Source organism: Nocardia sp. NBC_01499 (assembly GCF_045040275.1).
GTDB lineage: Bacteria > Actinomycetota > Actinomycetes > Mycobacteriales > Mycobacteriaceae > Nocardia.
Window position 1 is genome coordinate 431,747 of record NZ_CP109426.1, and the last position, 22,085, is coordinate 453,831.

Annotated in this window: 19 protein-coding genes and 1 pseudogene; 3 read left to right on the plus strand and 17 right to left on the minus strand. The window is 66.4% G+C overall.

The annotated features are described in order from the left end of the window. Positions 1-56: 56 nt before the first annotated feature. The gene (locus OG203_RS01935) at positions 57-947 is read left to right on the plus strand and encodes a LysR family transcriptional regulator (RefSeq protein WP_405163908.1); all 891 of its coding nucleotides are present in this window, start codon (positions 57-59) and stop codon (positions 945-947) included. A gap of 526 nt (positions 948-1,473) precedes the next feature. Here the strand turns inward: OG203_RS01935 and OG203_RS01940 are convergent. The 16 genes and pseudogenes from OG203_RS01940 to OG203_RS02015 all read right to left on the minus strand — a co-directional run bounded on the left by OG203_RS01940 (position 1,474) and on the right by OG203_RS02015 (position 19,463). Then, the gene (locus OG203_RS01940; protein WP_405163909.1) at positions 1,474-1,749 is read right to left on the minus strand and encodes a hypothetical protein; all 276 of its coding nucleotides are present in this window, start codon (positions 1,747-1,749) and stop codon (positions 1,474-1,476) included. Positions 1,750-1,791: 42 nt separating this feature from the next. Further along, the gene (locus OG203_RS01945) at positions 1,792-2,382 is read right to left on the minus strand and encodes a hypothetical protein (RefSeq protein WP_405163910.1); all 591 of its coding nucleotides are present in this window, start codon (positions 2,380-2,382) and stop codon (positions 1,792-1,794) included. A gap of 780 nt (positions 2,383-3,162) precedes the next feature. Beyond that, positions 3,163-3,447, minus strand: a pseudogene (locus OG203_RS01950) (asparagine synthetase B); the annotation flags it as partial. Between the two features lie 237 nt (positions 3,448-3,684). Continuing rightward, positions 3,685-5,310, minus strand: a complete 1,626-nt coding sequence (nuoN, locus tag OG203_RS01955; protein WP_405163911.1) for an NADH-quinone oxidoreductase subunit NuoN — start codon at positions 5,308-5,310, stop codon at positions 3,685-3,687. Positions 5,311-5,393: 83 nt separating this feature from the next. Further along, positions 5,394-7,019: an NADH-quinone oxidoreductase subunit M gene (locus OG203_RS01960; protein ID WP_405163912.1), complete on the minus strand. Its 1,626-nt coding sequence runs from the start codon at positions 7,017-7,019 to the stop codon at positions 5,394-5,396. Beyond that, on the minus strand, positions 7,016-8,902 hold the full coding sequence (gene nuoL / locus OG203_RS01965) for an NADH-quinone oxidoreductase subunit L (protein WP_405163913.1): 1,887 nt from the start codon (positions 8,900-8,902) through the stop codon (positions 7,016-7,018). The genes OG203_RS01960 and nuoL overlap by 4 nt, the downstream gene beginning before the upstream one ends. A gap of 1 nt (position 8,903) precedes the next feature. Beyond that, positions 8,904-9,203 carry an NADH-quinone oxidoreductase subunit NuoK gene (nuoK, locus tag OG203_RS01970; protein WP_405163914.1) on the minus strand — a complete coding sequence of 100 codons (300 nt, stop codon included), beginning with the start codon at positions 9,201-9,203 and terminating at the stop codon, positions 8,904-8,906. After that, positions 9,200-10,027 carry an NADH-quinone oxidoreductase subunit J gene (locus tag OG203_RS01975; protein ID WP_405163915.1) on the minus strand — a complete coding sequence of 276 codons (828 nt, stop codon included), beginning with the start codon at positions 10,025-10,027 and terminating at the stop codon, positions 9,200-9,202. Before OG203_RS01975 ends, nuoK begins: the two co-directional genes overlap by 4 nt. Further along, a complete protein-coding gene (gene nuoH, locus OG203_RS01980) occupies positions 10,024-11,850 on the minus strand; it encodes an NADH-quinone oxidoreductase subunit NuoH (RefSeq protein ID WP_405163916.1) in 1,827 nt (608 codons plus the stop codon). Before nuoH ends, OG203_RS01975 begins: the two co-directional genes overlap by 4 nt. After that, complete coding sequence (locus OG203_RS01985) at positions 11,843-14,326, minus strand: NADH-quinone oxidoreductase subunit G (RefSeq protein ID WP_405163917.1); 2,484 nt, start codon at positions 14,324-14,326, stop codon at positions 11,843-11,845. Before OG203_RS01985 ends, nuoH begins: the two co-directional genes overlap by 8 nt. Further along, a complete protein-coding gene (gene nuoF / locus OG203_RS01990; protein WP_405163918.1) occupies positions 14,323-15,678 on the minus strand; it encodes an NADH-quinone oxidoreductase subunit NuoF in 1,356 nt (451 codons plus the stop codon). The genes OG203_RS01985 and nuoF overlap by 4 nt, the downstream gene beginning before the upstream one ends. Beyond that, positions 15,679-16,392: an NADH-quinone oxidoreductase subunit NuoE gene (gene nuoE / locus OG203_RS01995; RefSeq protein ID WP_405163919.1), complete on the minus strand. Its 714-nt coding sequence runs from the start codon at positions 16,390-16,392 to the stop codon at positions 15,679-15,681. After that, positions 16,389-17,723 carry an NADH dehydrogenase (quinone) subunit D gene (nuoD, locus tag OG203_RS02000; protein ID WP_405163920.1) on the minus strand — a complete coding sequence of 445 codons (1,335 nt, stop codon included), beginning with the start codon at positions 17,721-17,723 and terminating at the stop codon, positions 16,389-16,391. Before nuoD ends, nuoE begins: the two co-directional genes overlap by 4 nt. Then, positions 17,723-18,493, minus strand: coding sequence for an NADH-quinone oxidoreductase subunit C (locus OG203_RS02005; RefSeq protein ID WP_405163921.1), 771 nt, complete (start codon positions 18,491-18,493; stop codon positions 17,723-17,725). Before OG203_RS02005 ends, nuoD begins: the two co-directional genes overlap by 1 nt. Further along, positions 18,490-19,044 carry an NADH-quinone oxidoreductase subunit B family protein gene (locus OG203_RS02010; RefSeq protein ID WP_135230999.1) on the minus strand — a complete coding sequence of 185 codons (555 nt, stop codon included), beginning with the start codon at positions 19,042-19,044 and terminating at the stop codon, positions 18,490-18,492. The genes OG203_RS02005 and OG203_RS02010 overlap by 4 nt, the downstream gene beginning before the upstream one ends. 50 nt (positions 19,045-19,094) lie before the next feature. After that, the gene (locus tag OG203_RS02015; protein ID WP_379288787.1) at positions 19,095-19,463 is read right to left on the minus strand and encodes an NADH-quinone oxidoreductase subunit A; all 369 of its coding nucleotides are present in this window, start codon (positions 19,461-19,463) and stop codon (positions 19,095-19,097) included. Between the two features lie 304 nt (positions 19,464-19,767). Here OG203_RS02015 and OG203_RS02020 point away from each other — a divergent pair, with 304 nt between their 5' ends. After that, positions 19,768-19,971: a hypothetical protein gene (locus tag OG203_RS02020; RefSeq protein ID WP_405163922.1), complete on the plus strand. Its 204-nt coding sequence runs from the start codon at positions 19,768-19,770 to the stop codon at positions 19,969-19,971. A gap of 33 nt (positions 19,972-20,004) precedes the next feature. On the opposite strand, the gene OG203_RS02025 is transcribed toward OG203_RS02020, so the two are convergent. Beyond that, positions 20,005-20,400, minus strand: a complete 396-nt coding sequence (locus OG203_RS02025; protein WP_405163923.1) for a hypothetical protein — start codon at positions 20,398-20,400, stop codon at positions 20,005-20,007. Positions 20,401-20,539: 139 nt separating this feature from the next. Between OG203_RS02025 and OG203_RS02030 the strand changes: the two genes are divergently transcribed. Next, positions 20,540-22,081, plus strand: a complete 1,542-nt coding sequence (locus OG203_RS02030; RefSeq protein WP_405163924.1) for a hypothetical protein — start codon at positions 20,540-20,542, stop codon at positions 22,079-22,081. Positions 22,082-22,085 lie beyond the last annotated feature (4 nt).

The following is a 22,085-nucleotide window of genomic DNA, read 5'->3' on the forward strand; positions in this document are numbered from 1 at the left end:
CGGGGTTCACCTCGATCGTGCGCTGGGAGAGATCCAAAACGTAGAGCATATTAGGCATGGTCAACATTCCTCCTGGCTATGGTGATGTCGTGTTCGCCCCGCATCAACCGGACAGTGGAGACCAGCGGCGCAACGACGCGCTGCTATCGTTCGGGCTGGATTCCACGCATCTGCAGGCGTTGCACGCCCTGCTGGACGCGCGCAGCGTGACCGGCGCTGCCGTCCTGTTGCGGAGGACCCAGCCGACACTGTCGAAGGCGTTGAGCCAGTTACGCAAGCACTTCGGAGACCCGTTGCTCGAACGGGCTGGCAATCACTATCGGCTGACACCGTTCGCGGAACGGCTGCGCCCGCTGGCCTCCGCCGCGGTCGCGGCCGTCGAGCGCACGTTCGCGGCCGAAACCGCCTTCGACCCGCGCACCAGCACACGGACGTTCACCATCGTCTCGTCCGACAACGGCATCGGTACCGCAGGCGCGGCGCTTCTCCGGCTGGTCCGGAACGCCGCGCCTGACGTGAGCCTGCGATTCACGCCGGCAACTCCGCGGCTGCTCGACGACGAGGACGACTACCTACGCACCGTCGACGGGGTGTTGCTGCCCCACGGGTTCCTTGGCTCGGCCCGGCACCACGACCTGTACGCCGATCGCTGGGTGTGTGTGGTAGCCGCTGACAATCGGTTCGTCGGCGACCTGCTGACCATGGACGACCCGAGTCGGATGCCGTGGGTGGCCACGTTCGCCAACTATCTCGGCCGTTCTCCTGGGTGGCGGCAGATGGAACTCCTCGGTGTCAGGCCGCGGATAGCGGCCACCGCGGAGTCGTTTCTCGTGGTGTTCTGGTTACTGCCGGAAACGGACACGATCGCCATCGTTCCTGCCGCCTCGCGGCGGCTGCGGGCCCTGGCATCCGGGTGCTCGACTGCCCGTTCGACGCCGTGCCGCTGATTGAGGCATTCTGGTGGCACCCGGTGCACGACATGGATCCGGGGCATCAGTGGTTGCGAAGTCTGCTTGGGCCAGTTTCGGATGTCATGGAAGCCACTCGTTGATCGCCGCGATGACGACCGTGGGAGCAAAGTGATCGTCTGCGGAAACTGGTGCGATCCTTGACAGTAGCCGCGCCGCCGAGACCCGAGCGGTGCGGTATTCGGCATAGCGATCAATGGCGTCCGCACCCTCGGAGCAAAGTGATCGTCCGCGGAAACTGGTGCGGATCCTTGACGGTAGCCGCGCCAACAAGGTCCGCGCGGTGCGGTATTCGGGATAGCGATCGACAGCATCGCGCCCCTCGGTCCAATGTGGCGGATCGGCGCCTTTCTGGACGCCCACAACCGGTGCGGTTCCGAAGTAGCGGTGCGGACAGTTGACGGTCGCTGCGCCAACGAGGTTTGAGCGGTGCGGTATTCGGGATAGTGATCGATAGCGCCCGCACCTCTAGGCGAAAGTGTTCGTCCGCAAGGCTCGGCGGGTTTCAGTGCAAAGGTGGTGGTTGTTGGATACGGCGGCTCTCGCGATCGACGACGGCCAGAAAGGTTTGCAGCACCGGCAGGGGCAGATCACCTTGGCTTACCAGAACCCGTGGTTCGCGGGGTGTTTCGTCGCTCGGGAACAGCACCGTCACGATGCTCGGACCCAGTTCGCCGTCCACGAGCTCGGCGAGTTCAACAGCCCATGCGTCGTCGTGTATCGCGTCGTCGTATGCCATTACGCGGAATCGGCGCTGTCCGTGCTCCAGGAGATCGTCCACCGTCTCATCATCCGGGTTCGCATGGTTGCCGGTGCGGTTCGATCACCAGCCGCCGACATATGGCTCGGCGAACCAACTTTGGTCGTCGTGCCGAGGATCTGATTCAGTGGCGAGGTCGGACAGGGCGTCGGTTCGCCTGGCCTCGTTGGGCACGCAGAGGCTGAAGAAGATGCCGATCAGGCCGCGCCGCTTGTATCGCACCCGGCGGCTGAGGGACAGGGCCGTGTTCATTACCGGCAGCCCGAGTACCTCCGCGACCTTTCGGTCCGACCGGAATACGATGCGTCGCTCCCACATCAGCTGCGCCGCGGCGGCGACAATCACCCCCACCACAGCGAGCACCAGGAGACCCGCCAACATCGGCGCCTCGGCTGCCACCAGCAACATCCCAAAGAGCCCACCGATCAGCAGTGAAATCGGCGACCCAACCGCCACGAGTTTGGGCGCGCCATCACGCAAAAGATCCGCATGCACCACAGCTCGCGCAAGTTCACCGTCCTGCTCGCGCGCGGAAAGCTCAGCGAACGCCGGACCGATCACAATGTACGGCCGCACGACAAGAATCCGAACCCACACCCCACCGGGAAACCATTTCCGCGGAAGTCTCCCCAGCTTCACGCGCGGCACCCGCACACCGAGCATCACCGCAAGTTCCCTGGCACGCGTGCCGACCTGATCCGAATCCACCCCGACATGTTCCAGTACAAGGGCCTGACCCGCAGCCCACCACGTAGGCGTCACACTTCGGTGGCGATTGCTATCGGCCCGGATTCCGCCGCGTCCATGATCAGCGGGAACTGGCTGCGGCGCCCCCTCGGGCGGATCGAGTCCGCCGCCACCAGTTCCCCTCGATCTCGGCCCCGCCAGCGGACCCACCACCGCCAAGCTAGCCACTGCTGCCTCACGCCCAACGGGACATGGTGGCGGAAAAGTACGAGTAAGCGCGCCATCATGTCCCGTTGGTCGAGCATCTGTCCCGTTGATCTTGAATGGGCTGCGTCGGCAACCGCCGTACCGTTTCTCGGGGGTTCGCACCTGGGTACTGCGGAGTAGGTGCGGATCCCGCGAGCGAGCTTCTCGACGCGGTGGTGCCCGTGGGGTTCGTGCACGTTTTCGGCGCCCCGTTCAAGATCATGGGGAACTGGTGGCGGAAAAGTGCGAGTAAGCCCGCCACCATGTCCCGTTGGCCGCGCATCTACTTCGTCGATTCGAATGGGGGCGCTGTTGGCAACCGGTCGCCGAACTTCGCGCGCAGGCCAGGATCAGTGGCTGTACCGGTTCTCCGGGAGTTCGCACCACTTCTGGGTGCCGATCTCGATGACGTGGCGGCGCACGTTTCGGCGCCCCGTTCAAGATCATGGGGAACTGGTGGCGGCAAAGTTCGAGAAGGTCCCGCCACCAGTTCCCCATGATCTTGAACCAGGTGAACAGGTCCAAGTGCTGCGTGCGCGCCACCGGATCCAAGCCGCGTGACTGCGCGTAGATCGGCGCGGTGACGTCCTGATCGGGCCGGAATTCGCGTAGCACGGAACGTAATTGGGCGTCGCTGAAGCTGCGCGCGTTGCCGTAGTAGCGCTCCTCCAGGCTGAGCGAGCCGCGGTGCAGCAGACTGTTGCCTCGGGTGCCGTCCGGAATACGGTCGGAGAGCTTGCCCGCGAGCCTGCGCAGTCCGCCCGGCAGGTACTCGAAGGGCCTGATCCCGGTAGATCGGGTACCCGCCGGGCGCTATCGGCAATAGTCGCACCGCTTCTGGTGCCCGTGGTGGGGGCGGATCCCGAGAAAGGGTGCACATCTCGGCGGTGGGGCGCGCCGCCGGGCGACTACGAGCAGATCGACGGCCCAGGCAAAACTGAAGCCGCGCACCGTTTGTGGAACCCGCACACCTCGTATAGCGGTGAGCGGCCCACACAAACGGTGCGCGGCGGGAGAACTACCTCAGCGGACGAAGGTTGACGCTCGGTCGGCCAGGTCGAGGAGTACCTGGGGGAAGATGCCGAGGATGAGGGTTGCTCCGGCGCCGAAGGCTACGACGGTGGTGGTGAGGAAGGGGGAGACCACGATCGGGGCGTCGGTGGGTGGGTCGGTGAAGAACATCAGGACGATGACGCGGATGTAGAAGAAGGCGGCGATGGCGCTGCAGATGACGCCGACGATCACCAGGAAGGTGGCACCGCCGGCGGCCGCGGCTTCGAAAACGGCGAACTTGCTGACGAATCCGCTGGTCAACGGCAGACCGGCGAAGGAGAGCAGGAACAGGGCGAAGACGCTGGCCAGCCAGGGGGAGCGGCGGCCGAGTCCGGCCCACTGCGACAGCGCGGTGGCTTCGTCACCGGAGGCATCGCGGACGAGGCTGACCACGGCGAACGCGCCGAGGGTGCCGATGCCGTAGGCGACCAGGTAGAACAGGATCGCCGAGACGCCCTTGTTGTTGGCCGCGACCAGCCCGGTCAGGATGAAACCGGCATGCGCGACAGACGAATACGCGAGCATCCGTTTGACGTCGGTCTGCGTGATCGCCATGACCGCGCCGACCGCCATGGTCGCGATGGCGATGGCGGAAAGCACCGGCCGCCAGTCGTCACGCAACCCGGGCACCGCGACCTGCAGCACGCGCAACAACGCACCGACTGCCGCGATCTTGGTCGCCGCCGCCATGAACGCCGTAATCGGTGTCGGCGCACCCTGATACACATCGGGCACCCAGGACTGGAACGGCACCGTGCCGATCTTGAACAGCAGCCCGACCGACAGCAGCGCCACCCCGAGCAGCGCGAGCATCGCGTTATCCGGGTGCTGGGCAATGGCATCGGCGATCCCGGCCAGCTTGACCGTCCCGGCCTGCCCGTACAGCAGCGCGACACCGTAGAGGAAGAACGCCGAGGAGAACGCGCCGAGCAGGAAGTACTTCAGCGCCGCTTCCTGCGACAGCAGCCGCTTGCGCCGGGCAAGCCCGCACAGCAGATACAGCGGCAGCGACAACACTTCGAGCGCGACGAACATGGTGAGCAGATCGTTGGACGCCGGGAACAGCAGCAACCCGCCGACCGCGAGCAGCGTCAACGGGAACACCTCGGTCGTCGCGATCCCCGCCCGCAACGCGGTCCGCTCCATCGCACTGCCCGGCACCGAAGAGGCCTGCGGCGTAAACGCATCCACCCCGCGCCCGAGCGTTGCCGCGGCCACACTCCAGGTCCCCGGCCCGCTGCGCGCCTGGACCCGCGGCTCGGCACCGCGCTCGCCCATGAACAGCACCCCGAGGATCGCCACCACCAGAATGGTGCCCTGCAAAAACAGCGTCACCCCGTCCACCGCGACCGCACCGCCCACCGCGGTGGCCGAGGTCCCCGCCAGCACGATCACCGCGACCAGCGCGCCGATCAACCCGACGACGCTCAACAACAACTGCGCGCCGAACCGGAACCGCCGCCCCATGAACGCCTCGACCAGCACGCTGACCACCGCGACACCGAACACGATCAACATCGGCGAAAGATGCCCGTATTCGATGCTCGGCGCCGGAATCGTTGCGGCGAGGGTTGTTCCGTAGTCCAAGGAAGTCACTTAGGCCGTCCTCGAGAAGGAGATCACCGCGGCGAGCAGCCCCGCGACGATGAGAGCGATGGCGACGCGAACACTGGTGCGACTCATTTGTGGACACCTCCGGGATGGTCGGCCTTACCCGCCTCGGGCAGCGCGGGCACCGCCGGTGCTGGGTCGTGCTTGCCGATGGTGGTCAACGTCTGGCTCACCGCGGGGTTGATGAAGTCAAGGATCGGTTTCGGATAGACACCGAGGAACAGCAGCGCCGCGATCAACGGCACCACCACCGCGAGTTCGCGGGGCACCAGGTCGTATATGCGTTCGTTGCCGTCCTTGACCGGCCCGGTCATCATCCGCTGATACATCCACAGGATGTAGAGCGCCGCGAGCACCAGCGCGCCGGTCGCGATGATCGCGGCGAACTGGTAGCGGCTGAATGTGCCGACCAGCACCAGGAATTCGCTGATGAACGGCGCGAGCCCGGGCAACGAGAGGGTGGCAAGGCCGGAGATGAAGAAGGTGCCTGCGAGTATCGGCGCCACCTTCTGCACGCCGCCGAAGTCGGCGATGAGCCGAGTCCCGCGCCGCGACACCAGAAAGCCCGCGATCAGGAACAGCGCGGCGGTGGAGATGCCGTGGTTGACCATGTACAGCGTCGCACCGGTCTGGCCCTGACTGGTCATCGCGAAGATGCCGAGGATGATGAATCCGAAGTGCGAGATCGAGGTGTAGGCGATCAACCGCATCACATCGGTCTGCCCGATGGCCAGCAGCGCACCGTAGATGATGCCGATCACCGCGAGGGTGATCACCAGCGGCGCATAGGTACTCGACGCGTCGGGAAACAGCATCAGGCAGTAGCGCAGCATGCCGAAGGTGCCGACCTTGTCGACCACCGCCATCATCAGCACCGCACTCGACGGTGTCGCGGCGACGGCGGCGTCGGGCAGCCAGGTGTGCAGCGGCCACAGCGGCGCCTTCACCGCGAACGCGAACATGAATCCGAGGAACAGCGCGTTGAGCACCGCGGGTGCCGCGCTGAGGTGTCCGGAGTTGGCCGCGGCGACCACCATGCGGAAGTCGAAGGTGCCCGCCGATCCGCCACCGAGCCCGTCGCGCGCGGTGACCACATACAACCCGATCACCGCGGCAAGCATGATCAGCCCGCCGAACAGGTTGTACAGCAGGAACTTCACCGCGGCCCGCGACCGCTGCTGACGCAGTTCCAGATTCGCCGACCGCGGTCCGAAGCCGCCGATGAGGAAGTACATCGGAATCAACATGGCTTCGAAGAACACGTAGAACAGCAGAATGTCGAGCGAGACAAACGAAATCAGCACCATCGCCTCGACGAGCAGGGTCAGCGCGACATAGGTGTGCGACACCCGCCGCCCACTGCCGACCTCACGCTCGTCGTGCCAGCCCGCCAGGATCAGCAGCGGCACAAGCACGGTGGTGAGCAGCACAAGCACCAGCGCGATCCCGTCGATCCCGACGGTGTATCCGGCGCCGAAGGCCGGTATCCACTCGTGGTTCTCGACGAACTGGTACTGCGCCCCACCGGGTTCGAAGCGCACCGCGAGCACGACGGCGAACACCAGCACCAGCACCGACACCGCCAGCGCAAGGCACCGCGCGAAGATCCGTTGCGAGGCGGGCAGCATCAACACGATGGCCGCGCCGATCGCGGGCGCCAACCACAGAGTGGTCAACCAGGGAAAGTCCGTCACCACAACCTCACTGCCAGCAGGGCGGCAGCCACCAGGGCCGCGCCGGTGAACATGGACAGGGCATAGGACCGCACGAACCCGGATTGCACGCGCCGGATTCGAGCGGACAACCCACCGATCAGCGCGGCCGTCCCGTTGACGATCCCGTCGATACCCCGGTTGTCGAGGAACACCAGCGCGCGGGTCAGGTAGCTGCCCGGCCGCATCAGGGCCCCCTCGTTGAACGCGTCAGCGTAGAGGTCCTTGCGGGCCGCGATGGTCAACGCGGACACCGCTTCCGGCGCGGTCTCCGGGATCGCGCGCTGTGCGTACTGGTAGTAGGCGAACCCGACTCCGATGGCGACCACCATCAGCGCGAGCGCCGTGACGACACCGGCCGGGACGGTTTCCTCGCCGTGATGGGCACCGACCACCGGTTCGAGCCAGTTCTGCAGCGAGGAACCGAAGGCGAACAACCCGCCCGCCGCGACCGATCCGATGGCCAGCAGAATCATCGGCCCGGTCATCACCGCCGGAGATTCGTGCGGGTGAGTATCAGGCTGCCAGCGACGTTCGCCGAAGAACGTCATCACCATGACCCGCGTCATGTAGAACGCGGTGAGCCCCGCACCGAGCAACGTCACCGTGCCCAGCGCCAAACCGTTTGCGCCACCTTGGTTGAACGCCGCCTCGATGATCTTGTCCTTGGAGAAGAACCCGGCGAACGGCGGCACCCCGATGATCGCGAGATACCCGAGCCCGAAGGTGACATAGGTGACCGGCAGCAGCTTGCGCAGTCCGCCGTAGCGGCGCATATCGGTCTCGTCGTTCATCGCGTGCATCACCGAACCGGCCCCGAGGAACAGCCCGGCCTTGAAGAACCCGTGGGTGAGCAGATGCATGATCGCGAACGCGTACCCGGCCGGACCGAGACCAGCGGCCAGCATCATGTACCCGATCTGGCTCATGGTCGACGCGGCCAGTGCCTTCTTGATGTCGTCCTTCGCACAGCCGACGATCGCACCGAACAGCAATGTCACCGCGCCGACCAGAACAACACCGAGTCGCGCATTCGGTGCCAGATCGAAGATCGGCCCGGACCGCGCGATCAGATACACACCCGCGGTCACCATGGTGGCCGCGTGGATGAGTGCCGACACCGGAGTCGGACCTTCCATCGCGTCCCCGAGCCAGGACTGCAGCGGCACCTGCGCGGACTTACCGCACGCGGCGAGCAACAGCAGCAACCCGATCGCGGTCAGCGTCCCTTCCCCGGCCCGCGGCGCACCCGCGAACACGTCGGTGAAGTTGATCGACCCGAACGTCGAGAACATGACGAACATGGCGATCGCCAACCCCATGTCACCGACCCGGTTGACCACGAACGCCTTCTTGGCCGCCGTTGCCGCCGAGGGCTTGTGGAACCAGAACCCGATCAGCAGGTAGGACGCCAAACCGACGCCTTCCCAGCCGAGGTAGAGCACCAGGTAGTTGTTCGCAAGCACCAGCAGCAGCATGGCCGCCAGGAACAGGTTGAGGTAGGCGAAGAATCGCCGCCGTCCCGGGTCGTGGCTCATGTAGCCGACGGAGTAGATGTGGATCAGCGAGCCGACGCCGGTGATCAGCAGCGCGAAACACATGGACAGCTGGTCCAATTGGAGGCTGAAGTCGGCCTGCAGCCCGGCCACCGGAACCCAGCTGAACAGGTCGGTGTGGATGCCGCGCTGCCCGGTGTCGCGCCCGAGCATGTCGAAGAACCCGATCCCGGCGACCACGAACGCGGCAAGCGCCATCAGGGTCCCGAGCAGGTGGCCCCACTTGTCGCTGAAACGACCGGTGAGCAGAAGGATTACGGCGCCTGCGAGGGGCAGGGCAGGCAGCAGCCAGAGCGTAGCCGTCTCCATCTCAGAACTTCAGCAGGTTGGCGTCGTCGACCGAGGTCGAGCGACGGGCGCGGAAGATGGTCATGATGATGGCGAGCCCGACGACGACTTCGGCCGCGGCGACCACCATGGTGAAGAACGCGAACACCTGACCGTCCAGGTTGGCGTGCAACCTGGAGAAGGCGACGAACGCGAGGTTCACCGCGTTGAGCATCAGCTCGATGCACATGAACACCACGATGGCGTTGCGCCGCAGCAGCACCCCGGCGGCGCCGATGGTGAACAGCAGGGCGGACAGGAACAGGTAGTTCTGGGGATTCACCGGTTGCCTTCCTCGTCGCTCTGGTTCTCGGGCGCGGGCGCCGCAGGCTCCGCGACCGAGATGACGGCCGCTTCGGCGAGCGCCCGGGTGCGGCGGTGCCGCAGGATGGTGCTGACCGACAGTTCCTCGAAGGATCCGTCGGGCAGCCTGGCCGGAATGTCGACCGCGTTGTGCCTGGCGTAGACGCCCGGTGTCGGCAGCGGGGTGGCCCGGTGGCCCGCCTCGCGGAACCGGCGCACCGACATCTCCCGCTGCCCGATCTTCGGACCGAACTGCTCGCGGTGCGCGAGCACCATCGCGCCGATGGTGGCGGTGATGAGCAGCGCGCCGGTGAGTTCGAACGCCCACACGTAGCGGACGAAGATCAGCTCGGCGAGCTCGCCGATCACGTCACGTCCGGTGAAACCGGTTGCGGGGAACGAGATTCCGGATTCCCGGATGCCGCGGGCGATACCGCTGATCAGCAGCAGCCCGAAGCCGATGCCGACGGCCGCCGCGGCGAGTTGCTGGCCGCGCAGGTTCTCCTTCAGCGATTCGGTGGAGTCGACACCGACGAGCATGAGCACGAACAGGAACAGCATCATGACCGCGCCGGTGTAGACGACGATCTGCACGACGCCGAGGAACAGCGCGTCCTGTGCCATGTAGAACACGGCGAGCACGATCATGGTCGCGGCCAGGCAGATCGCGGAATGCACTGCCTTGCGGGCGAATACCATGCCGAGCGCGCCGACCACGGCCAGCGGCGCGAGCACCCAGAAGTCCACCGCTTCTCCGGTGGAGGTTCGGGTGAGCGGCTCGGCGGCAAGGATCAGTTCGTTCACCGCACGCCTCCTTCCACGCCAACGGCGGCGGGCTGTTTCGGACTGTCCGGCGCCGGGGTTCCGTTGCCGCCGTTGGGTTCTCGGATACTGCCGAGCACGTTGCCCAGGTAGTAGTCGGCCTCGTCGGTGCCGGGATGCATGGCGTGCGGTGGCGCGGTCATGCCCGGCTGCAGCGGCGCGAGCAGCCGGTCCTTCTCGTAGATGAGCGCGGCGCGGTTGTCGTCGGTCATCTCGTAGTCGTTGGTCATGGTCAGCGCCCGCGTCGGGCACGCCTCGATGCACAGGCCGCAGCCGATGCAGCGCAGGTAGTTGATCTGATAGACCTGCCCGTAGCGTTCACCGGGCGAGAAGCGTTCGGTCTCGGTGTTGTCCGCGCCTTCGACGAAGATGGCGTCGGCGGGGCAGGCCCAGGCGCACAGCTCGCAGCCGATGCACTTCTCCAGCCCGTCCGGGTGCCGGTTGAGCTGATGACGCCCGTGGTAGCGCGGCGCGGTCGGCACCTTCTGTTCCGGATAGAACTCGGTGTTGGGCTTTTTGAACATGGTCGCCGCGGTGACCAGGAACCCGGCCAGCGGATCGAACAGGCCCGACTTGGCGACCTCGCGGGGATGTTCGGGCAGCGGCGGTGTCGGGAAGCCGAGGAACACAGCCGAATCCGAACTCGGCTCCGGCTCGACCGGTGGCGGCGCGCCACCCTTGCGTCCGGCGCGCAGGAACGTTCCCACCATCAGCGCGGAGACCAGCAGTCCGCCGATGACGAGCACCACGGTCTGCACGTGGTAGCCCTCGGCCTGCAACACCCTGGCACCGCCGACCAGCATGACCCACAGCAGCGAGGTCGGGATCAGCAGCTTCCAGCCGAGGTTCATGAACTGGTCGTAGCGCAGGCGGGGCAGTGTGCCGCGCAACCAGATGAACACGAACAGGAAGCCCCACACCTTGGCGGTGAACCACAGCACCGGCCACCAGCCGGTATTGGCGCCCGCCCACAGGCTGAGCGGCCACGGCGCGTGCCAGCCGCCGAGGAACAGGGTGGTGGCGAGCGCGGAAACCGTTGCCATGTTGATGTATTCGGCCATCATGAACATGGCGAACTTCAGCGAGGAGTACTCGGTGTGGAAGCCGCCGACCAGCTCGCCCTCGGCCTCGGGCAGGTCGAACGGTGCCCGGTTGGTCTCACCGACCATGGACACGCAGTAGATGAGGAACGAGGGCAGCAGCAGGAAGACGTACCAGGTGTTGTGCTGTGCGGCCACGATGCCCGAGGTGGACATGGTGCCGCCGAGCAAGAACACGGTGGCGAAGCACAGCGCCATCGCGATCTCGTAGGAGATCACCTGCGCGGTCGAACGCAGCCCGCCCAGCAGCGGATAGGTGGAACCCGACGACCATCCGGCGAGCACGATCCCGTACACGCCGATCGAGGTGATCGCGAGGATGTAGAGCACCGCCACCGGCATATCGGTCAGTTGCAGCGCGGTGTGGTGGCCGAAGACGGAAACCTCTGGCCCGAACGGGATCACCGCGAACGCCATCACGGCCGGGATCAGCGAGATGATCGGGGCCATGATGAAGATCGGCTTGTCGACGATGGCCGGGATGATGTCTTCCTTGAGCGCCATCTTGACGCCGTCGGCGATGCTCTGCAGCATGCCGTACGGGCCGATCCGGTTCGGTCCGATGCGCATCTGCATGCGCGCCACGATCTTTCGTTCCGCGACCACCGCGATCATCGGGATGAGCAGCAGGAAGATGAAGATGGCGACGGACTTACCGATAACAAGCCACAGGGGGTCGTGGCCGAACAAACTGAGGTCACTCATGCCTGTGCTCCTTCATCCTCTCGTCGGCCCGCCGCAACTGCACGACGCCGCCGGGCTGGGTGGCCAACTGCTGGGCGATCGAGCTGCCCGGTGAGTGCTGCGGCAGCCAGACCACTCGGTCGGGCAGGTCGGTGATCACCAGCGGCAGCGTGACGGTGCCGTGCTCGCTGGCCACGGTCACCAGATCGTGTGCCGCGGCACCGATTTCGGCGGCCGTCGCGGCAGCGAGCCGGACCACCGGTGTGCGGGCGATGCCGGCCAGGTTGGGTTCGCCCTCTTGGAGACGGCCGAGGTCGAGCAGCATCCGCCAGCTGGCCAACACCGCGGTGCCGGGGCCTGGCTGGGTCAGCGGGTGCGGCCGGTGTGCGGGCGGCGCGACGGCCGTGCCGTCCCACGCGCCGAGTTCGGCGAGTTCGGCGCGCGCCGTGTCGGTGTCGGGCAGGCCGAGGCGCACCTTCATCTCGTCGGCGATCGCGTGCAGCACACGCTGATCCGAGAGCGGGGCGGATTGGCGGCGCACCATGTCATCGCCGAGCGCGGCCGCGAACGGGCGCGGCCTGCCCTCCCAGTTGCGGAAGGTGCCGGACTTCTCCATGGCCGTGGCGACCGGGAACACGACGTCGGCGCGGTCGGTGACCGCGCTGTGCCGCTGTTCGAGGCTGACCACGAACCGTGCGGCGTCGATGGCGGCCAGCGCGCCGTTCGGGTCCGGCAGGTCGACGACGTCGACGCCACCGATCACCAGCGCCCCGAGACCGGGTGCGGCCTCCAGGATGGCGGTGGTGTCACGACCGGCGGTGACCGGCAGGTCCGGCACATTCCATACGGCCCGAACCTGTTGGCGGGCAAGCGGATCCGCCACCGGACGGCCACCGGGCAGCAGGCCGGGCAGTGCACCGGCCTCGACCGCGCCACGCTCACCCGCGCGACGAGGCACCCACGCCAGCGCGGCACCGGTCTCATCGGCGAGCCGGACGGCCGCGGACAACGCACCGGGGATTCCGGCCATCCGCTCACCGACCATGATCACCGCACCTGGCTCACGCAGCAGTCGCGTCACATCGGCGATCTGCGTGGGATCAGCTCCGGGAGTAGATGTTTCGCCGGTGCGCACGGCCTCGAGCAGGTGCGGTTCGGCACCGGGCATGGCCTGCATCAGCTTGCCCGACATGCGGTCCAGTCCACGCGAGGAGTACGGGGCCAGCGAGTAGATCGGCAGGCGACGCTTGCGCGCGGCCTTGCGCAGCCGCAGGTAGACGATCGGCGATTCTTCCTCCGGCTCGAATCCGACGAGCAGCACGATCGGCGCGGTCTCGAGGTTGTCGTAGTTGACCGTCATGCCCTGGCCCGCGATGCGCGCGGCGAGGAAGTCGGCTTCTTCGGCCGAGTGCACCCTGGCGCGGAAGTCGACGTCGTTGGTGCCCAACGCGATTCGCGCGAACTTGCCGTAGGTGTAGGCGTCCTCCTCGGTGACCCGGCCGCCGACGAGCACACCCGCGCTGCCGAACGCGGCAGCCAATCCCTCCGCGGCCGCGGCGAGTGCCTCCGACCAGGAGGCGGGTGCGAGGTTGCCGTCCCAGCCGCGGACCAGTGGCGTGGTGAGCCGGTCGCGTTCGGTCGCGTAGGCGAAGGCCCAGCGGCCCTTGTCGCAGTTCCATTCCTCGTTGACCTGCGGGTCGTCCCCGGCCAGCCGGCGAAGTACCTTGCCGCGGCGGTGATCGGTGCGTTGGGCGCACCCGGATGCGCAGTGTTCGCACACATTCGGGCTCGACACCAGGTCGAACGGGCGGGCACGGAACCGGTAGCTGGTGCCGGTCAGCGCGCCGACCGGGCAGACCTGCACGGTGTTGCCGGAGAAGTAGGAATCCAGCGGTTCGGCCTGCGCGGTGCCGACCTGCTGCAGCGCACCACGTTCGAGCAGTTCGATGAACGGGTCACCGGCGACCTGCTGGGAGAAGCGAGTGCAGCGCGCGCACAGCACACAGCGTTCCCGGTCCAGCAGCACCGCGCTGGACAGCGGAATCGGCTTGGGATAGGTGCGCTTTTCCCCCTCGAAGCGGGATTCGGTGCGGCCGGTGGACATCGCCTGGTTCTGCAGCGGGCATTCACCGCCCTTGTCACACACCGGGCAGTCGAGGGGGTGATTGATGAGCAGCAGCTCCATCACGCCCTCTTGCGCCTTGTCGGCGACCGCGGAGGTGAGCTGGGTGCGCACCACCATGCCGTCGGTGACGGTCATCGTGCAGGATGCGACCGGCTTGCGCTGGCCTTCCACCTCGACGATGCACTGACGGCAGGCACCGACCGGGTCGAGCAGCGGATGGTCACAGAAACGCGGGATCTGGATGCCGATCAACTCGGCGGCCCGGATCACCAAGGTCCCCGCGGGCACACTGACCGTCGTGTCGTCGATAGTGACGGTCACCAGGTCAGCCGGAACAACCCCGCTGGTATTCGCATTCACAGTGGCGGTCATCGCACTCCTTCCGTGTCCTGATCGCGCGAATGCGCCCCGGCCCCAACGCCGTTCGCCCACGCGGTGGACCGCGCCGGATCGAACGGGCAGCCGCCGGTGGCGATGTGGTCGACGTACTCGTCGCGGAAGTACTGCAGCGACGAGATGATCGGGCTGGCCGCGCCGTCGCCGAGCGCGCAGAACGACTTGCCGTTGATGGTGTCGCTGATATCGAGCAGCTTGTCCAGATCCGATTCGGTGCCCCGCCCGGACTCGATCCGTTGCAGCAGTTGCACCAGCCAGTACGTGCCTTCCCGGCACGGGGTGCATTTGCCGCAGGATTCGTGCATGTAGAACTCGGTCCAGCGCAGCACCGCGCGCACCACACAGGTGGTGTCGTCGAAGATCTGTAATGCCTTGGTGCCCAACATGGATCCGGCCGTGGCGACACCCTCGTAGTCGAGCGGCACATCCAGGTGCGCGTCGGTGAACAGCGGGGTCGACGAGCCGCCGGGGGTCCAGAACTTCACCGTGTGCCCGGTGCGCACACCACCGGCGTAGCCGAGCAGTTCGCGCAGGGTGACCCCGAGCGGCGCCTCGTACTGTCCTGGCCGATTCACGTGCCCCGACAGCGAGTAGAGGGTGAAGCCGGGGGACTTCTCGCTGCCCATCGAGCGGAACCAGGCGGTGCCGTTGAGGATGATCGGCGGCACGGAGGCAATGGATTCCACGTTGTTCACCACGGTCGGGCAGGCATACAGACCGGCGACGGCGGGGAACGGCGGACGCAGGCGCGGCTGACCGCGGCGACCCTCCAGGGAATCCAGCAGCGCGGTTTCCTCACCGCAGATGTAGGCGCCCGCTCCGGCGTGCACGATGAGTTCGAGGTCGTAGCCGGAACCGAGAATGTTGCGGCCCAGGAACCCCGCCTCGTAGGCCTGCGCGACCGCGGCTTGCAGTCGGCGCAGCACCGGCACCACTTCACCGCGCACGTAGATGAACGCGTGCGCGGCACGGATGGCGTAGGAGCCGATGATGATGCCCTCGATCAACGCGTGCGGGCTCGACAGCATCAGCGGAATGTCTTTACACGTACCGGGTTCGGACTCGTCGGCGTTGACCACCATGTAGTGCGGTTTGGTGACGCCGTCGGGTCCGCTGCCCTGCGGGATGAAGCTCCACTTCATGCCCGTCGGGAAGCCCGCGCCGCCGCGGCCGCGCAGGCCGGCGTCCTTGACGGTTTGGATGACCTGGTCGGGCTCCATCGCCAGCGCCTTGCGCAGCGCCCGGTAGCCGTCGTGGCGGCGGTAGGTGTCCATCGTCCACGACTGCGGGTCGTCCCAGTACCTGCTGAGTACGGGTGTGAGCGTCATTCAGGCGCCCTCCGAATCCTGTTGCGGTCCAGGAGCATTCATGTTCTGTTCGCGGGCGGCATACAGTCCGGCCAGGGTAGCCTCGCCCGCCGCGCCGTCGAGGACGCCGGGGCGTTCGTCGGGGAAACCGGCGAGGATGCGCGCGGTCTCCTTGAACGTGCACAGCGGCGCGCCACGGGTCGGGCGCACCTGCTGGCCCGCGCGCAGCGAATCCACCAGTGCCTGAGCCGATTCCGGGGTCTGGTTGTCGAAGAACTCCCAGTTGACCATGATCACCGGCGCGAAATCGCAGGCCGCGTTGCACTCGACGTGCTCGAGGGTGATCTTCCCGTCCGCGGTGGTGTCACCGTGGCCGATGCCGAGATGGCGTTCCAGCGCGGAAAGGATGGCGTCGCCGCCCATGACCGCGCACAGCGTGTTGGTGCACACCCCGACGTGGTAGTCGCCGGTCGGGGTGCGCCGGTACATCGAGTAGAACGTGGCCACCGCGGTGACCTCGGCGCCGGTCAATCCCAGCTGGTCGGCGCAGAAGTCGATGCCGGTGCCGGTGACACAGCCCTCCTCGGCCTGGACCAGGTGCAGCAGCGGCAGCAGCGCCGAGCGTGGCTCCGGGTAGCGGCCGATGATCTCTTTGGAATCGAGTTCGAGTCGCTCGCGCACGAACGGCTGGAACGGTTCTGGCCGGGTACTGAGTTTGAGCATGATCTCGGTCATCGGTCCACTCCGCCCATGACGGGGTCGATGCTGGCGACCGCGGCGATCACGTCGGCGACCATGCCGCCCTCACACGTCGCCGCCACCGCTTGCAGATTGGTGAACGAGGGGTCGCGGTAGTGCACCCGGTAGGGCCGGGTGCCGCCGTCGCTGACCATGTGCACGCCCAGCTCGCCGCGCGGTGATTCCACGGCGGTGTACACCTGACCCGCAGGCACCCTGATGCCCTCGGTGACCAGCTTGAAGTGGTGGATGAGTCCCTCCATGGACGTGCCCATGATCTTGCCGATGTGCTTGGGGGAGTTGCCGAGTCCGTCCGGGCCCAGTTCCAGGTCGGCGGGCCAGGCGATCTTCTTGTCGTCGACCATGACCGGGCCGGGACGCAGTTTGTCCAGGCACTGTTCGACGATCTTGAGCGATTCCTTCATCTCGTCCACCCGGATCACGTAGCGGCCGTAGCAGTCACAGCCGGTGGTGGTGGGGATGTCGAATTCGTAGTTCTCGTACCCGCAGTAGGGCTGGGACTTGCGCAGATCGTGCGGCAGGCCGGTGGCGCGCAGCACCGGGCCGGTGATCCCGAGGGCCATGCAGCCCTGCAGGTTCAGGTAGCCGACGTTCTGCGTGCGGGCCTTCCAGATCGGGTTCGAGGTGAGCAGCTGCTCCATGTCCTTGAGCCGCTTGGGCATCAGCTCGAGCAGCTCACGGACCTTGCTGACGCCGTCGTCGGGCAGATCCTGGGCCAGGCCGCCCGGCCGGATGTAGGCGTGGTTCATGCGCAGGCCGGTGATGGTCTCGAACACGTCGAGGATCAGTTCGCGTTCCCGGAAACCGAACAGCATCGGGGTGAGCGCGCCGAGTTCCATGCCGCCGGTGGCCAGTGCGACCAGGTGCGAGGAGATCCGGTTCAGCTCCATGAGCATGACCCGAATGATGTTGACCCGCTCCGGAATTGCCTCGGTGATGTCGAGCAGCTTCTCCACGCCGAGGCAGTACGCGGTCTCGTTGAAGAACGGCGAGAGGTAGTCCATCCGGGTGACGAAGGTGACGCCCTGGGTCCAGTTGCGGAATTCGAGGTTCTTCTCGATGCCGGTGTGCAGGTAGCCGATGCCGCAGCGCGCCTCGGTGACGGTCTCGCCCTCGATCTCGAGGATGAGCCGGAGCACGCCGTGGGTGGATGGGTGCTGCGGGCCCATGTTGACGACGATGCGTTCCTCGCCCGCGCCGCGCAGCGAATCGGAGACTTCTTCCCAGTCCTGTCCCGCGACGGTGACAACAGTAGGTTCCGGCCCAGCGTCGCCTTCGACGTCGGGCCGGATGTCGGTGTGGTTCATTAGTTGTACGCCCTCCGCTCGTCGGGCGGCGGTATACGCGCGCCCTTGTACTCGACCGGGATCCCGCCGAGCGGGTAGTCCTTGCGCTGGGGGTGGCCGCGCCAGTCGTCGGGCATCAGGATTCGAGTGAGCGAGGGGTGCCCGTCGAAGATGATGCCGAAGAAGTCGTAGGTTTCGCGCTCGTGCCAGTCGGTGGTCGGGTACACCTCGTACAGCGACGGAATGTGTGCGTCGGCGTCGGGGGTGGACACCTCGACGCGCAGCCGCCGGTTGTGCGTGATCGACATGAGCGGGTACACCGCGTGCAGTTCGCGGCCCGCGTCTTCGGGGTAGTGCACGCCGCTGACGCCGAGGCTCAGCTCGAAACGCAGTGCGGGATGGTCACGCAACACCTGCGCGACGGCGACCAGGTGCTCGCGGTGCACGTGCAGGGTGAGTTCGCCGCGGAACACGACGATCTTCTCCAGCGCCTGCTCGAGCCTGGTACCTGCCGCGCCGAGCGCGGTGCGCAGTGCGTCGACGATCTCGTCGAAGTAGCCGCCGTAGGGCGCCGGTGTGCTGCCGGGCAGGCTGACCGGACGGACCAGTCCACCGTAGCCGGAGGTGTCGCCGGAGCCGGTGACACCGAACATGCCGTGGCGCACGCCGATCACCTCGGCGCCGGCGGCCTGCTCCTCGCTGGGCGGGGTGCCTTCCGGTCCCGCCGTCGCGGCCGCGTCGATCTCGTCGTGCGCGGTGGCGGTGGTGTTGTCGGAGGAATCGAACGTCATCGCAGCAGACCCTCCATCCGGATGGTCGGGGTCGAGGCCAGCGCCGCCGCTTCGGCGGCCTTGACGGCCTCTTCGCGATTGACGCCGAGTGGCATCTCCTGAATCTTGGCGTGCAGCGCCAGGATCGCGTTCAACAGCATCTCCGGGCGCGGCGGGCAGCCCGGCAGGTAGATGTCGACCGGTACCACGTGGTCGACGCCCTGCACGATGGCGTAGTTGTTGAACATGCCACCCGAGGACGCGCACACGCCCATGGCGAGCACCCATTTCGGTTCGGTCATCTGGTCGTAGACCTGTCGCAGCACCGGCGCCATCTTGTTGCTGACCCGGCCAGCGACGATCATCAGATCGGCCTGCCTCGGCGAGGCGCGGAACGCCTCCATGCCGAAGCGGGCGATGTCGAAACGGCCCGCGCCGGTGGCCATCATCTCGATGGCGCAGCAGGCGAGACCGAAGGTGGCGGGCCACAGTGAGCCCTTACGCAGATAACCGGCGAAATCCTCGACCGTGCTCAGCAGAAATCCGCTGGGCAGTTTTTCCTCTAACCCCATATCCGACTAACCTTCACTTCCACTCGTCGCCCGAACACGTTGCGCGGCAGTCACTCCCAGCTCAGGCCGCCGCGTCGCCATTCGTAGGCGTAGGCCACGGAGACGTTGAAGATGAACAGCGCCATCGCGGCGAGACCGAAGAGACCGAGCGCATCGAAGTGCACTGCCCACGGGTAGAGGAACACGATCTCGATGTCGAAGATGATGAACAGCATGGCGGTGAGGTAGTACTTCACCGGAAAGCGTTGGCCTGTCACGTTTCCCGGGCCGCCGGCGATGGCGTGCGGTGTCGGTTCGATACCGCATTCGTACGCCTCGAGCTTGGCTCGGTTGTACCGCTTGGGGCCGACGAGCGCCGCCATGACGATGGAGAACACCGCGAACGCCGCGGCGATCGCGCCTAGAACAAGAGTGGGCATCTCGATATTCACGACTGCGCTCTCCCTTTAGTCTGCGCCAGCCCTTCCCTTGCGAGCTGGAGCCTGCGGGTGGGTTATCCGTTACCGGACAGCAGCTTCCGAGGCGGGCTGACGTCGTTGTCCGCCTCGGCCAGACACGCCCCATGGCCTGCTCGACGCGGGTAGGGCTGCTACCCGCGCTGGTGTGAGCTAGGGCACAGCCTACAACTGATCGCTCTTAGTGCTGCGGCTTTGGCTGCTGCGTTTGATCGAATTCGCGACGTCGATTCATGACTGAAACGGGGGTAATCCGGGGTGTTGTCACGTGACGTTGGTTGACCGGTCAGTCGATGCGGCGAAAACGGCCTTGTCGCTGAGGTTTTCGGCACTCGGTGCACGTTTGCGGGCGGTCACGTTCCGCGACAGCGCCGCGCCGGTGCGTGCCGTTTCCACGCTGGTGAGCCGCCGGAACCTGATCGGCTCCGGCGGACACTTGCAAGGGCACGCTATTGATGCGCAGTTCGAATGAGCGAATGCGACAAACGGGGTTGACGCGGTCCGCTCAGGCTGCCGAACGGTTGCGCAGCAACCCGACGACGGCCTCGGTGAGCCGGATCGGATCGATCGGATGCGACACCGCGGCCTCCGCGCGCGACCAGTTGGCCAGCCAGGCGTCGTCGGGACGCCCGGTGAGCACGAGCACCGGTGGGCAGTGGTCGATTTCGTCCTTGAGTTGCTTGGCGATGCCGAGCCCGCCGGTCGGCGCCGATTCGCCGTCGAGGATGGCGAGGTCGATGCCGCCCGCGTCCATGTGCTCGATCACCACGGGGCCGGTGGCCACTTCGAGGTAGTCGAGTGCGGGTAGGTCAGGGTGCGGATGTTTGCCCAGTGCCAGGATCACCTGGCGCCGGGTATCGGCGTCGTTGCTGTACACGAGGACCCGCAGAGAGTCGGCCACCAGCGCATGCTACGTCCGAGAGGGGCTCGTGCGTGGCAGGTTGGGGTAGATCGGCGTGCGCGCGTCGCGTCACCGGAGTGCTTGCCGCCGAAGGAAGATCGCAAGTTTTCGGTAAGAATCGGCCGGTAGAGTCCCCGAAATGCGGGGCGATCTCACTCAGGTCCTCGTCGATACCGACGTGTGGACCGATGAAATGCTGGACAGCACCGGGATTCCGGTGATCGATGTGCCGTTCGTGACGATCGGCAGTGGGATCGGATCGTTCGTCACCTATGACACGTTGCGCATCTTCGGGGTGCCCGCGCAGTCGATGGCGGTACTCGGGCCGCAGGAGCACCCGTGGTCATCGTATGAGTATTTGACGCGGGTGTCGCAGATTCCGCGCGGGGAGCGGTTGCGCAGTGATTCGGCGTCGGAGCCGGACAACATGTGGGGCTTTCCGTCCTACGCGGTGCGTGAGGCGATCGCGGACAAGTCGATCAGGCCGCTGTGGAATGTGTTCGTGGAGCCGATCTTCGCCAACTACTACACGCCGAGGGCCGGGCAGGCGTTCGCCGGGATGGAGCGTGAGTTCGCGCGCATCGACTATGCGAGCTCGTTGCATCGGGGGCAAGTGCGCATGGTGCGCAAGCGGCACGGTGGCGGGTACTTCACGATTCTCACCCCCGCCGCGGGGTCGACGCCGACCAAGCGGGTGGCGTTTCGCAGCACGTATGTGCATGTGGCCGTGGGATATCCGGGGTTGAAGCTGCTGCCGGATCTGCAGGAATATCGCGAGACCCATCGCGATCCGACGCGGGTGGTGAACGCCTACGAGCCGCACGAACACGTCTATCAGGCGTTGCAGCGCAGGCAGGGAACGGTGCTGATCCGTGGTAGCGGGATCGTCGCGAGCCGAGTACTGCAGCGGCTCATCGATGATCGGGACAAGTTGCAGCTGAACACCCAGATCCTGCATCTGTTCCGCACCTACATCGCGAAATCGCACGGCAAGAATATGTTCAACCGGCGCAAGGGCGCCGACGGCTGGGCGTATCAGGGTTTCAACTATCCGAAGTCGGTGTGGGGCGGACAGCTCAAGCAGAAGATGCGTGCGCTGCAAGGTGCGCAGCGGGCCGCGGCGTACCAGGAGATTTCCGGGACGAATACGCCGATCCGGTACTCGTGGCAGGAGCAGTTGCGGCGCGGGCGCAAGCAGGGCTGGTATCAGGTGCTGGCCGGGACGATGCGCGCGCCGCGACCCGCCGAGGGCCGCCAAGGCGTGGTCGCCACGATCATTCCGGACACCACCGCCGAGCTGCCGACTCCGCCGCCGACGCAGCCGTTCGACACGACGGTCGATTACATCATCGACTGCACCGGGCTCGAGGCCGATATCCGTGAGCATCGGTTGCTGGCGGATCTGCTCGATCACGCTGGGGCCGGGCGTAATCCGGTCGGGCGCCTCGATGTGGACACCACCTTCGAGTTGATCGGCACGCGAAGTGGCAACGGGCGCATCTACGCATCCGGTAGCGCGACGCTGGGCGGGCCGTTCGTCGGAGTCGACACCTTCCTCGGGTTGCAGATCGCCGCGCAGGAGATCGCCGACGATCTTGCGGCGCTGGGTTTCTGCCGCCGGATGGGTCCGCTGCGCTCGACGCGCCAGTGGTGGTCCTGGGTCACGAACAAGAAGATCTGAGCTG